Below are 12,349 nucleotides of genomic sequence, written 5' to 3' on the forward strand. Positions count from 1 at the left end.
AACATGTTGATCTTCTACCTTTGACTTCATCCCTGTCTGGCAGTTTTTTGCCAGAAAACCCGCATTAGCGAGTGTCGGAACGAGCCAATAGCTTGTTGATATCGACAGAATGTAAAAACTCCAAGAATGCTTGAGCTGGCGGCGGTGGTGTTTTTTGTTCAAGTTTTACCACATACCAGTCCCTGTTCAACGGGAAGCCTTCCACATCTAATATTTCCAAATGTCCATGTTTTGATTCAATGCGAATCGCATGCTGGGGGATAACGGAAATACCTAACCCTGCCATAACGGCTTGTTTAATGGATTCGGTACTTCCTAGCTCCATGTAGGGCTCTATTTGCACGCCGTTTTGGGCAAACAGTTCTTCCGTTGCGATACGAATGCCGGAACCTTTTTCCCTGAGGATAAAGTTTTCATTGGCTATCTGGTCTTGCGAAATGTTTTTTACTTTGGCAAGCGGATGTTTCGGCGGTGCAATCACCACCAAGTCACTTTTGAAGAACGGAAAGGCTTCCATTTTATATTCTTCAGGTACACGTCCCATAATCGCCAAGTCGTATTGGTTTTGTTTGAGTTCGTCCAAGATTCGACGGCGGTTGACCACCGTAATGCGCGGGATAACGTTTGGATAACGGTTCAGGAAAGACTTCAAAATATAGGGCATGAAGTATTTAGCCGGTGTGACCACCGCCATCGTCAGTTCGCCTTCGACTTTTTGCTGCGCAGACTTGATGCTGATATTCAGGTCTTTCAGCTCATCAAGGATTTTTTGGCAGCTTTTGTACATTTGTTCGCCGGCACGTGTCAGGTATAAACGTTTGCCGACGACTTCTATGAGTTTGACGTCATTGTTTTCTTCGATTCTTTTGATTTGAATCGAAACGGCCGGTTGAGAAAGATAGAGTTCTTCGGCCGCTTTTGTATAGCTTTTATTGCGGGCGACAGATTCAAAAATACGAATTTGTTGTGCCGTCAAATGTAAATTTTGCATTTTTATGCTCTATTTTGGAGGTGCTTTTATTATTAGATTTCCCTTAAAAGCGGGGTTTTTCAATTTTATCATAAACAAATGTAAATGGATCGCATAAGAACGCATGCATAGCCATGTATGCGTTTTTCGTTAAACTTTGCTTCAACTGGAATCGCTGGGAAATTTTTCGGGAATGTTTTCGAAAATCACACCAAGGGGTTTTTCAGCTAAACGTAACCAATTTCATTGAAAACAAAGAGGTGAAAAATGGCAAAGACTTATAACGCAGGTGTAAAAGAATACCGCGAAACTTATTGGATGCCAGAGTATGAGCCAAAAGACTCAGACTTTTTAGCGTGTTTTAAAGTTGTTCCACAACCAGGTGTACCACGTGAAGAAATCGCAGCGGCTGTTGCGGCAGAATCTTCAACAGGGACTTGGACTACAGTATGGACTGACCTTTTAACAGATTTGGATTATTACAAAGGACGTGCATACAGAATTGAAGACGTTCCAGGTGACGACTCTGCATTCTATGCATTTATCGCTTACCCAATCGACTTGTTCGAAGAAGGTTCAATCGTAAGTGTTATGACCTCTTTGGTTGGTAACGTTTTCGGATTTAAAGCGCTTCGTTCTATCCGTCTTGAAGATATCCGTTTCCCACTAGCATATGTTATGACTTGTGGTGGACCTCCACATGGTATCCAAGTAGAACGTGACAAAATGGACAAGTATGGTCGTCCAATGTTGGGTTGTACTATCAAGCCTAAACTAGGTCTATCTGCTAAGAACTACGGACGTGCGGTTTATGAGTGTCTTCGTGGTGGTCTTGACTTTACTAAAGATGATGAAAACGTAACGTCACAACCATTCATGCGTTGGAGAGATCGTTTCCTATTCTGTCAAGACGCTATCGAGAAAGCACAAGCTGAAACTGGTGAGCGTAAAGGTCACTACTTGAACGTTACTGCTGGTACGCCAGAAGAAATGTACGAGCGTGCTGAGTTTGCAAAAGAAATCGGTTCTCCGATTGTTATGCATGACTTCTTGACAGGTGGTTTGACTGCAAACACTGGTTTGGCTAACTACTGCCGTAAAAACGGTCTGTTGTTGCACATTCACCGCGCAATGCACGGTGTAATCGACCGTAACCCAATGCACGGGATTCACTTCCGCGTATTGTCAAAAGTACTTCGTTTGTCTGGTGGTGACCACCTTCACTCAGGTACGGTTGTTGGTAAGCTAGAAGGTGACCGTGAAGCGACCCTAGGTTGGATCGACATCATGCGTGACAGCTTCATCGCTGAAGACCGTTCACGTGGAATCATGTTCGACCAAGACTTCGGTGCAATGCCTGGTGTTATCCCAGTTGCTTCTGGTGGTATCCACGTATGGCACATGCCAGCACTTGTCGCTATCTTCGGTGATGACTCAGTTCTTCAGTTCGGTGGTGGTACGCTAGGTCACCCATGGGGTAACGCAGCGGGTGCAGCGGCTAACCGTGTAGCACTTGAGGCTTGTGTACAAGCACGTAACGAAGGTCAAGAAATCGAGAAGAACGGTAAAGAGATTCTGACAAATGCTGCTAAGCATAGCCCAGAATTGAAGATCGCTATGGAAACTTGGAAAGAAATCAAGTTCGAATTCGATACTGTTGACAAACTTGATGTTAGCCACAAGTAATTGAGAAATTAGGAGAACTATTATGAGTCAAGTACAAGATTATCCTTCAAGATTATCTGATCCAACGTCACGTAAGGCTGAGACTTTCTCTTACCTTCCAAAAATGACAGCTGATCAAATCAAAGCGCAAGTTGAGTACATCATCAGCAAGGGTTGGAACCCTGCTATTGAACACTCAGAGCCAGAGAACGCGTTCTCTTACTACTGGTATATGTGGAAGTTGCCAATGTTTGGTGAAACTGACGCTAACGTAGTATTGGCTGAAGTTGACGCTTGTATCAAAGCTAACCCAAACAACCACGTTCGTTTGATTGGTTATGATAACTTTGCACAGTCACAAGGCGCGAATATGCTAGTTAAACGCGGCGACATGTAATTCATTCGCTGATATTTTCCTGCTAAGCACACAATTTCTGCGTTGGGAAATGGACACCTACTAGTCGTAGGCTTACATTTCCCGCCTTGAACTTGAGCACTTATCAGGCAATCTAAGCGAAGAATTGTTGTCTTGGGGTTTGTCAATGACAAGCCTAATAAGCACATTTTTGCGTAGTAAAAAATCGTGATTTCTTATCCCTTTTAATTTGGAAATCACGTCAGCTTCCATGAACAAAAAGCGATTGGAAGCTGCTATTTGAATTCTGATGGCTGCCCAATAAGTTAGGCAGTCATTAACCAGGTTTGGTTTTGGTGGTACTTACCTCCCGCTTGAACTAGACGCCAGCCAGCCCCCGAAACTGGCTGGTTTTTTCTTTAAACCAATTTGTTTTGCTGATTGGCGAAATTAGACATCCAAATCATCAAACCAAATTCGTTTTCACTCTAACATGGAGAAACAACATGTCTGAAATCAATGCTCTTGACCCACAACAATACATCATTAAAAACGAGCCTTTCTATCGTCCAGTTTCGGATGAAGTAGAACTGTTCGAGTCGGCTTACGCTTCACGCATGCCGATGATGCTAAAAGGTCCGACAGGATGCGGTAAATCACGTTTTGTTGAATACATGGCGCACAAACTGAACAAGCCATTGATTACCGTTGCCTGTAACGAAGACATGACTGCATCAGATTTGGTCGGTCGCTTCCTGATCGATATCAACGGCACCAAATGGCAAGATGGTCCTTTGACGGTTGCTGCGCGTATTGGTGCAATCTGTTATCTGGATGAGGTCGTTGAAGCGCGTCAAGATACCACGGTTGTTATCCACCCTTTGACTGACCACCGTCGTGTATTACCTTTGGATAAAAAAGGTGAGTTGGTTGAAGCCCATCCTGATTTCCAATTGGTTATTTCATATAACCCTGGTTATCAGTCGATGATGAAAGATTTAAAACAATCGACCAAACAACGTTTTGGTGGGTTCAGCTTTGACTACCCTGCTGAGCAGATCGAAGCGGAAATCATTGCTAAGGAAGCCGGCGTTGAAATGTCTATTGCCGAGAAACTGGTACAGATCGCTCAGCGTTCACGTAACCTGAAAGGTCACGGTTTGGATGAAGGGATTTCTACTCGTCTATTGGTTTATGCAGGGCAATTGATTGGTAAAGGTGTTTCACCAAACAAAGCTTGTCGTATGGCGTTGATTACACCACTAACAGACGATTTGGATATTTTAGATACCTTGATGACAACAGTCGAAACCTTCTTTGAAGAATAGAGAGACCTTAACATGAGTGAGAGCACGCATAAAAATGGCTAAAACTTCTCCTTTCGTTGTTGGGAAATTTGGCAATAGCTAGCTATTACCTGGATTTCCCGCCTAGAAAGGAAAATTTTTCTCTCATTTTTCTATCGCGCTTCCCCCATGAAAAGGTCTCTACAAAGTTTTCTCACATGGACAAATTTCAGAATAGTTTGTCCAGTTACGCGAAGATAGCACAAGAGACTGCATTATGAGTTCAGAGATTGAAGAAATTAAACAAGCCTTGATTGAGGCCGTTCCTGAGTTGTCGGACAATTTGGATTCGATGATACAGGAAGCGTCTCATCATATGAATGAGGCGACCCGTAAAATCTGGTTGCAGAATGCTCAGGGCATTGCTTATCTGGGCAAAGGCAAGCAGATCGTTATCAGCTACATGGAGTCGATTCCGTTAGTGATCGCGCAGGTCGAAGATGAAATCCTGACCGACATTCTTGAAACGGTCATGAAGTTGTCTTCAGTGACCTCCGGCGAAGTGGTTTCCTTGTTGTTGGACTCTTTGCCGTTGGCTGCAGAGAGAACGGGCGATATCGATCTATTGCGTCAATATTTGAAATTGATCTATCAAATCGGTTCCAAATCCCCTCGTGGCTTGCGTCCGATGTTGATGAACATCGATGAGATTTTGTCGAAGTTGACGGTGTCTGGTCTACGTCGCTGGGCGATGTGGGGTGCGCAAGCACATGCACGTAACTTTGAAGCGCAAATGGAGTACTTCGCACTGGAGTCTGCCGACTCAAAAGCGGTTTTCCAGCAGCAGCGTAAAGGGACGTTGTTCATTGATTTCCACCGTTCAATCAATTTCTATTTGAGAGCGTTCTGGGGGCGTGATTTCTTTATCCGTCCTTCCGCGGCAGATTTTGAAGGCTTTAAGCCTTTCTATGAAAACCATGCCATGCACTTGCCGGATGCATTGAACGACATGGGCGACATTAAAGGGATCGAACTTTACCGTGCGATGTCCGCGCATATCGCTGCGCACTTGATGTATACCACTCAAGCCATCAGCATGGAACAGTTGAACCCTCAACAAATGTTTTTCATTGAGTTGATGGAAGATGCACGTGTTGAGTACAAAGCCATTAAAGCTTTCCCGGGTTTGAAAAAACTTTGGAAAAAAGTCAGTGCCCAAGCCATGGAAGACGGCAAGTTGCATCCTGAATCGACAGCGGGTCGTTTGGAACAATTGGCACTTGCGTTGATGGACCCAAAACATCCGTTTGAAGACGAAGTGTTAAGCGAAATTCGTGAACGCTTCTATGCAGAAGTCGAAGAGCAACAAGACAACGAGAAATGGTCTTGGGACATGGGGATTACGTTATACAACACGTTGAATAAATCTTTAACGCGTTGGGAGTCTCTAACCGAAATCAGCAAGATTCGCTTGGCTTACCGTGACGACAACCGTTTGGTGTGGGCGTCCGACGAGTGGGGCGAAGTTGAAGGGGGCGGTGCGCCGACTGAGACCGTTCGTAAACATGTATCTTTGATGGAGATGATTAACGAAATCGATTCTGAATTGGTTGATGTTGATCATGATGAAGTTTGGGTGTTAGGTACAGAATTGTATCCTTACGAAGACCACGGTGTTTCTTGGAATGAAATGGAAGGGATTGAACCGATTTCCGATCCGTTCCATTATCCTGAGTGGGATTACCGCGTGCAATTGCACCGTCCAAACTGGGTAACACTTTATGAGCATCGCGCACGTAAAGGCGATCCTGCGTTGTACGAGCGTATTTTGGACGACAACAAGCAGATAGCGCATCGTATCAAGCAAATCGTCGATAAATTGCAGTCTGTTGGTTTGCAGCGTATCCGTCGCATTGAAGACGGTGACGAGTTGGATTTGAATGCCTGCGTTGAAGCCATTACCGCTTTACGTATGGGGCAGGAGCCTGATCCTCGTATTACCATGAAAAATGTGATTCGTACCCGTGAAGTATCGGTCATGATTTTGTTGGATTTGTCTGAGTCCACCAATGAAATGGTGCCGGGTTCAGAGAAAACCATTATTGAGGTGACGCAAGAGGCGGCTATTTTGGTCTCTCATGCCATCAATGGTATCGGTGACCAGTTTGCGGTACACGGCTTCTCATCCGATGGACGCCATGACGTGCAGTACACGCGCTTCAAGCAGTTTGACGAACCGTTCAACGCGGACGTTCACGCTAAAATGGCGGGGATGACTGGAGGCTTGTCAACGCGTATGGGGGCGGCAATGCGACATGCTGGTGCCTACTTGGACAGACAAACCTCAAAACAGAAGTTGATGTTGGTGATTACCGATGGTGAACCGGCGGATATTGATGAAAAAGACAGTCAATATTTGAAGCAGGATGCGAAAAAAGCGGTTGAAGAATTGGCATCACGCGGTATCTATAGTTACTGCTTGACCATTGACCAGTTTGCCGACAAATATGTTCAGCAGATTTTCGGTGCCAACCGTTTCGCGATTGTAGATAATGTGATGAGACTTCCTGAGAAGTTGCCGACATTGTTTGCGAATTTGACATCATAACCCTTGTCCTTGCGAGAGCAGGGAAGGACTTCAAAATTTCGGGAATAGAAGTATGAATGCACAAGAGTTTAAAGAAGCGGTCAACGCTTTGACAGAAGAAGAGCTAACGGCGATTTTGCAGGATGAAGGTTTGATTATCCATCAAGATCAAAGTCTGAAAACAGGTCCTGCTGATGCGGCATTCGTCATCTATGAATTAGGCGATGACGGCTTTACACAGGCATCGGAAGTGAAGAACTACTTGTTGGAAAACGCAGAATCTTTAATTGAAACCTACTACAAGTTCAACCCTGTTAGTAAAGAATGTTTCAATCGGGAGTTGCAAGGCTTGTTCAATGAACATGGTCAAGACGCGTTTGTGTGCAAGCAAGGAAAAACACCGCAAAAAGTGATTTTTGTCGAGCAAGGAAACTTGATTGTCGAAGACGAGTCGAGCCCACGCTTTAAGTATGGCATTTATTTGCAGGTTGAAGATGACAGCTCATCCATGGTGAAAATCAATAAAGCCAAAAACTGGCTGCAATCCGGTTCCGCCTATGGGGATTACATTAGCACCAATGTCTGTCGTTTCAGTGCAATGGAGTAAAAAACTATTACGAAGACCAGATTCTTTGTTAAAAACGGTCTCAGAATGCTCATTTACTAGAGTAAACTCCGCTTCTTCGCCCATTTTTGCCTCGACTCTGTTCTTCTCATAACGTTTTTAGATAGCAAACATAGAACTTGATGCCCCAACCTGGCAGATTTTCAATATAAAAATCTACCAGGTTGGGGTTTTTCACATTTAAGCCCTTATTAATTCAGGGGCAGATAGACGTCCGTGATTAACTCATGCTCAGGTACTTCCGGGAAGAAGTTCAGATATTCAAAAAAGCACGGGAAGTCTCTCGGCGTTTCGTTGTTTTCCGCCAGCCAGTTACGATAAAGATAGTAAACTGTTTCATCCATATCGTCATGACTACCGTAGTGGCGAATCTTTACGCATCGACCACCGGGAATGGTTTTGTTGACGATGCCATAGCTGTTCGCTGGAATTTCTTCACGAACTTCACCACAAAGATCAAAACGGAATTTTTCCGGTTCGACTACGCTAGGATCATCGTAGGCAAGCCCAAAACTTCTACTGTGTGTCACCGGAGAAAGTCCGGTTTCTTTACGCCAGGCAATAAATTGGCTGACGGATTCGTTTAATTTTTCGTGCGGTCCTCTGTGCTCGAAAACCGCGATTTTTAACTCGGGAAAGGCAATGATTTCTGCTTCCATGGTTATTTGACCTCTTGTCGGTTTAAATTGGTAGTTTGTGTGCCAATCAGACCACATAGGCGTTCGTCGGAATTCAGTCGGCGATAAGCCGAAGCTCCTTTTGAATGCTCGGCTAAAGCTTTCATGGCTATCGTATCCTGCGGACAGGGCGATATCGGTGATGCGGGTATCCTGATGAAATACCAATTGATATGAGGCGCGTTTAAGCCTAAGCAATTGGATAAACTTGAATACATTCACACCGACGCTATTCGAAAACTGGCGATGAAAATGGTATTTGGAAAAATGCGCAACGTCACTGAGCTGTTCAACGGTAAGCGTTTCATCCAGATGTTCATATATGTAATTGCAAACACGTTGAATGCTTTGCTCGTAGCGTTTATTTTTCATAATCAATAACCAAACCTATGTTCTTTTCGGTACAGAGGTATTATGTTTTTTTGAATTTGCAAAAACTTGACCGTAATTGCGAAATCTCATATTTACAAAAATATAAAACAGTTTATTATTGCGCATGCAGTGTCGCGAAGGGATATTTGTTCCCATGTATAAAGACTATACGACTATCACTCAAGGAATAGAGAGGACGATTTGATGGAGCAAAGGCTTCGAAAAGCGATTGATGTCATTAAAGGGGTAAAAATCCCGGATTTGCCAAAAGAAATCATGGAATTAGATACGGAGCTTGCCTGTAAGTTTCCAAATAATCAAAAAGTCGCCGACATCATAGAAAGCAATACCAAGCTTTCTGGAGAAGTACTGAGATTGGTGAACTCTCCCGTCATGAAGTTGAAATCTCCGGTGACCTCTATTCGTGAAGCAGTAGACCGTCTTGGGTATGATAACCTGAAAAACTTGGTTATCGCTGCCGCCATTAAAAATATGTTCGACAAACCTCAGGTGCAAGAAATCGTCGAGCATTCGACAGATACCGCCTTTTGTTGTGCAGAGTTGTCTGAACACATTGCAGATGTCTCGCGTGATGAAGCCTATTTGCTTGGGCTTTTCCACAACGGTGGCTGTTTGATGTTGGCGACCAAAGATCCGGAAAACTACCTTAAGGTCTTCTCTCATTTAAACACTCACCCAGTGAGCGGTGTGCATAAAGAATACGAGCTTTATGATACCTATCACATGGATGTCGGTTTGTTGCTGGGTCAAAAGTGGAAGTTGCCGATTGAGATGCTGAACGTCATTTTGAATCATCACGATGATGCAGAGCATTCCAACGACAAATTACGGGCTATGACATCTATGATTAAAGTCGCGAACATCATCGTGAATGAGGTGTCTTACGGCTCTTATATGACAGAAGAAGCCTATACCTACTTGGATCGCGCTTGTGAAGACTTGATGATTGATAAAGAATCGGTCAATGCCGTACGCAGAGCCTTGGTGGCATTCGCATAATATTTAGCATTTTTGCAAAAAAACCGTTTTATAAGCTACGTAATGGAACTAAAATAAGCCTGAATATTATCAGGCTTTTTTATGGAACAAAGATTAAGACAGGCGGTTCAGGCGATAAAAGGAATTAAAATTCCGGACCTGCCGAAGGAAATCATGGAACTGGACGAGGAAATGTCTAGAAAGTTCCCGAACAACCAAACCATTACCCGCATCATCGAGAGCAATACCAAGCTCTCCGGCGAAGTATTGCGTATCGCCAACTCACCTGTCATGAAGTTGAGAAGCCCGGTGAAATCCATTCGCGAAGCGGTGGATGCATTGGGTTATGACAACCTCAAAAATCTGGTGATTTCCGCAGCATTGCAAAACCTTTTTGACAACCCGCAGATTCAAGAAATTATCGAGCATTCTGCCGATGTGGCTTTTTGTTGTGCAGAGCTGTCGGAGCATGTGGCGGAAGTAACGAGAGATGAAGCCTATCTGCTAGGCTTGTTTCACAATGGCGGCAGTTTGTTGTTGGCCATGAAAGACCCGAAAGGCTATTTGAAGACCTTTGCCTACCTCAATACGCATCCGGTTTCTGGTATTGAAAAAGAGATGAGTCTATACCAGACCAATCACATGGATGTCGGCTTGTTGTTGGGGCAAAAGTGGAAGTTGTCTGTTGATATGCTGAATGCTATTTTGCTGCATCACAGTGCGGAACTGAATCACCCGAATGATCGACTTCGTGGCATGGCTTCTATGTTGAAGATTGCGAATGTGATTGTCAGCGAGGTGTCTTTTGGCTCGTATATGACAGAGGAAGCCAATCGTTACTTGGAAGCGGCACGTGAAGATTTGATGATCTCAAAAGAAGCTGTCAATGAAGTGCGTCGCTCGTTGATTGCTTTTGCCTAATAGGAGAGTGTTGCCAATGATGAGGTTTCACCTAGCATTGGCGATAAACGACTGAATTTTCCTGACAGCCTCCAGCAGCTCGTTATCGTCCGTTGTATAAGCGATGCGAACATGTTGCTGAGAACGATACTCTCCAAAGTCTTTGCCGGGCGTGACTACCACGCCGGTATGGAGCATTAATGTCTGGCAAAACGTTTCAGCATCGTCCGTTAATTCTGATACATCCCAATACAAGTAGAAAGCTCCTTCAGGTTTGCAGGGAATCTTAAATCCCGCTGACGTCATGGCATCATACAGTCGGTTGCGACGTTGTTCGAAAACCTGCCTGCGTTCTTCAAGTTGCGCCAAGGCATCGGATTCCAACACCCGCAAAGCGCCATATTGGGAGGGAGTGGGTGCGGCAAGGTACAAGTTCTGGGCTAATTTATCCAAGGTGGGCACCAAAAATTCCGGTGCAACAATCCAACCCAGACGCCATCCTGTCATGCCGAAAAACTTCGAAAACGAATTAATCACCACCACATTGTCCGGCAAGTTTGCGTTGGCAAGTATCGTTTCCGCTTGTCTTTCATAGACCAGCCCCTGATAAATTTCATCAACAATCAAATAGGCATCTTGTTCAGCAAGGAAATGCGCCATCGCAAGCAGTTCGGGCTGTTCGATTAAGGTTCCTGTCGGATTCGAGGGTGAGGCGACCATCACTGCTTTAATGCCTTTTTGCCAATGCTGTTCGATCAACTTGGCGGTCAATTGAAAACCGGTGTCAGCTTCCACCGGAACACTGAGGATTTCCCCATGTAGAAGGTTGACGAACTCGCGGTTGCAGGGGTAAGTCGGGTCGCACATCATTACTTTGTCATTTGGATTCAGCAGCGCGGTTAGCAACAGATGCAAAGCGCCGGATGCTCCTGGAGTCAGCACAATTCGTTGTGCGGCAACATCCGCATGGTAAAAATCATGATAGAAACTGGAAAGTTTCTCACGCAATGCCGGTAAGCCTAATGTTGGGGTGTAGTGAGTGTTGCCATGATTAATGGCGTTCGTTACCGCTTGATGAACGCAATCCAAAGAAGGAAAGTCCGGCTCGCCGATTTCAAGGTGAATCATTTCACGCCCTTCGGCTTCAAGTGCTTTTGCTTCGCCAAGCAGTTTCATGACGTGAAAAGGCTCGACCGCGCTGGAGACCTTGCTAATAGGGAAAGGGAATTTGTTGTGCATGTTGCTCAATGTTCGTCACTCTTAGGAAGTTTGCTGAATTATAACAGCAGGCGGTTCCGGCGCGGAAAAACCCAAAATGAAATGCCGAGTAAGCAATGGTAAAATAACTCTTATTGATGGCTCAAAGGTAAGCAAAGCTGTTTGAGACCGAAAGAAAGTAACCAGGGAGAGAGTCATGCCTTCTTTTGATATTGTTTCTGAATTAGATAAACACGAATTAACCAATGCGATTGATCAAGCCAATAAAGAAGTAACGACGCGTTATGACTTTAAAGGCACGGATTCAGTGTTCGAGGTAAACGGGACAACCGTCACCATGAAAACAGAATCTGAATTTCAGTTGAACCAGATGTATAACATCTTGGTTGAAAAGGCGAATCGCCGTGGAATTGATATTAAATGCATGGAAGTCAAAGATCCTGATATTCAACTAAAGAGCGCTAAGCAAGTGGTTGATATGAAAGAAGGCATTGATGCGGCCTTGGCGAAGAAAATCATCAAGAAGATCAAAGACTCCAAAATCAAAGTTCAGGCAGCTAACCAAGGGGACAGCATTCGTGTCACCGGTAAAAAGCGTGACGATCTTCAAGAAGTGATGCAAATGCTTAGAACGCAAGAAGACATCGAGCTGCCACTACAGTTCAATAATTTCAGAGATTGATTTAGAAAAATAG

Annotated in this window: 11 protein-coding genes; 8 read left to right on the forward strand and 3 right to left on the reverse strand. The window is 44.4% G+C overall.

Annotation, left to right across the window (positions count from 1 at the left end; translation table 11 throughout):
• Nucleotides 1–64 precede the first annotated feature (64 nt).
• Complete coding sequence (locus tag F8R13_RS06335; protein ID WP_152832760.1) at nucleotides 65–991, reverse strand: LysR family transcriptional regulator; 927 nt, start codon at nucleotides 989–991, stop codon at nucleotides 65–67.
• Between the two features lie 246 nt (nucleotides 992–1,237).
• Between F8R13_RS06335 and F8R13_RS06340 the strand changes: the two genes are divergently transcribed.
• The 5 genes from F8R13_RS06340 (at nucleotide 1,238) to F8R13_RS06360 (ending at nucleotide 7,470) form a co-directional block, all read left to right on the forward strand.
• Entirely contained in the window at nucleotides 1,238–2,656 is a 1,419-nt protein-coding gene (locus F8R13_RS06340) for a form I ribulose bisphosphate carboxylase large subunit (RefSeq protein WP_029912390.1), read from the forward strand.
• Nucleotides 2,657–2,678: 22 nt separating this feature from the next.
• The gene (locus F8R13_RS06345) at nucleotides 2,679–3,032 is read left to right on the forward strand and encodes a ribulose bisphosphate carboxylase small subunit (RefSeq protein ID WP_152832762.1); all 354 of its coding nucleotides are present in this window, start codon (nucleotides 2,679–2,681) and stop codon (nucleotides 3,030–3,032) included.
• 464 nt (nucleotides 3,033–3,496) lie between these two features.
• Entirely contained in the window at nucleotides 3,497–4,318 is an 822-nt protein-coding gene (locus tag F8R13_RS06350; protein ID WP_152832764.1) for a CbbQ/NirQ/NorQ/GpvN family protein, read from the forward strand.
• Nucleotides 4,319–4,553: 235 nt separating this feature from the next.
• Nucleotides 4,554–6,884 (forward strand): nitric oxide reductase activation protein NorD, encoded by a 2,331-nt coding sequence (locus F8R13_RS06355; protein WP_152832766.1) that lies wholly within the window; start codon nucleotides 4,554–4,556, stop codon nucleotides 6,882–6,884.
• 52 nt (nucleotides 6,885–6,936) lie between these two features.
• Nucleotides 6,937–7,470, forward strand: coding sequence for a hypothetical protein (locus F8R13_RS06360; RefSeq protein ID WP_152832768.1), 534 nt, complete (start codon nucleotides 6,937–6,939; stop codon nucleotides 7,468–7,470).
• Between the two features lie 209 nt (nucleotides 7,471–7,679).
• On the opposite strand, the gene F8R13_RS06365 is transcribed toward F8R13_RS06360, so the two are convergent.
• Complete coding sequence (locus F8R13_RS06365; protein WP_152832770.1) at nucleotides 7,680–8,537, reverse strand: GyrI-like domain-containing protein; 858 nt, start codon at nucleotides 8,535–8,537, stop codon at nucleotides 7,680–7,682.
• Between the two features lie 204 nt (nucleotides 8,538–8,741).
• On the opposite strand from F8R13_RS06365, the gene F8R13_RS06370 reads away from it, so the two are divergent.
• Together F8R13_RS06370 and F8R13_RS06375 are read left to right on the forward strand one after the other, a co-directional pair.
• Nucleotides 8,742–9,557, forward strand: coding sequence for an HDOD domain-containing protein (locus tag F8R13_RS06370; protein ID WP_152832772.1), 816 nt, complete (start codon nucleotides 8,742–8,744; stop codon nucleotides 9,555–9,557).
• A gap of 81 nt (nucleotides 9,558–9,638) precedes the next feature.
• On the forward strand, nucleotides 9,639–10,457 hold the full coding sequence (locus F8R13_RS06375; protein ID WP_152832774.1) for an HDOD domain-containing protein: 819 nt from the start codon (nucleotides 9,639–9,641) through the stop codon (nucleotides 10,455–10,457).
• 27 nt (nucleotides 10,458–10,484) lie between these two features.
• On the opposite strand, the gene F8R13_RS06380 is transcribed toward F8R13_RS06375, so the two are convergent.
• Complete coding sequence (locus F8R13_RS06380) at nucleotides 10,485–11,675, reverse strand: aminotransferase class I/II-fold pyridoxal phosphate-dependent enzyme (RefSeq protein ID WP_152832776.1); 1,191 nt, start codon at nucleotides 11,673–11,675, stop codon at nucleotides 10,485–10,487.
• Nucleotides 11,676–11,850: 175 nt separating this feature from the next.
• On the opposite strand from F8R13_RS06380, the gene F8R13_RS06385 reads away from it, so the two are divergent.
• Nucleotides 11,851–12,336, forward strand: coding sequence for a YajQ family cyclic di-GMP-binding protein (locus F8R13_RS06385; RefSeq protein WP_152832778.1), 486 nt, complete (start codon nucleotides 11,851–11,853; stop codon nucleotides 12,334–12,336).
• Nucleotides 12,337–12,349: the final 13 nt, after the last annotated feature.

This window comes from Hydrogenovibrio sp. JE_KL2 (genome assembly GCF_009296185.1).
Taxonomy (GTDB): Bacteria; Pseudomonadota; Gammaproteobacteria; order Thiomicrospirales; family Thiomicrospiraceae; genus Hydrogenovibrio.

Excerpts from the sequence above, each read along its gene's own strand:
- F8R13_RS06335 (WP_152832760.1), bottom strand. The coding sequence starts at position 991 with ATGCAAAATTTACATTTGACGGCACAACAAATTCGTATTTTTGAATCT.
- F8R13_RS06340 (WP_029912390.1), top strand. The coding sequence starts at position 1,238 with ATGGCAAAGACTTATAACGCAGGTGTAAAAGAATACCGCGAAACTTAT.
- F8R13_RS06345 (WP_152832762.1), top strand. The coding sequence starts at position 2,679 with ATGAGTCAAGTACAAGATTATCCTTCAAGATTATCTGATCCAACGTCA.
- F8R13_RS06350 (WP_152832764.1), top strand. The coding sequence starts at position 3,497 with ATGTCTGAAATCAATGCTCTTGACCCACAACAATACATCATTAAAAAC.
- F8R13_RS06355 (WP_152832766.1), top strand. The coding sequence starts at position 4,554 with ATGAGTTCAGAGATTGAAGAAATTAAACAAGCCTTGATTGAGGCCGTT.
- F8R13_RS06360 (WP_152832768.1), top strand. The coding sequence starts at position 6,937 with ATGAATGCACAAGAGTTTAAAGAAGCGGTCAACGCTTTGACAGAAGAA.
- F8R13_RS06365 (WP_152832770.1), bottom strand. The coding sequence starts at position 8,537 with ATGAAAAATAAACGCTACGAGCAAAGCATTCAACGTGTTTGCAATTAC.
- F8R13_RS06370 (WP_152832772.1), top strand. The coding sequence starts at position 8,742 with ATGGAGCAAAGGCTTCGAAAAGCGATTGATGTCATTAAAGGGGTAAAA.
- F8R13_RS06375 (WP_152832774.1), top strand. The coding sequence starts at position 9,639 with ATGGAACAAAGATTAAGACAGGCGGTTCAGGCGATAAAAGGAATTAAA.
- F8R13_RS06380 (WP_152832776.1), bottom strand. The coding sequence starts at position 11,675 with ATGCACAACAAATTCCCTTTCCCTATTAGCAAGGTCTCCAGCGCGGTC.
- F8R13_RS06385 (WP_152832778.1), top strand. The coding sequence starts at position 11,851 with ATGCCTTCTTTTGATATTGTTTCTGAATTAGATAAACACGAATTAACC.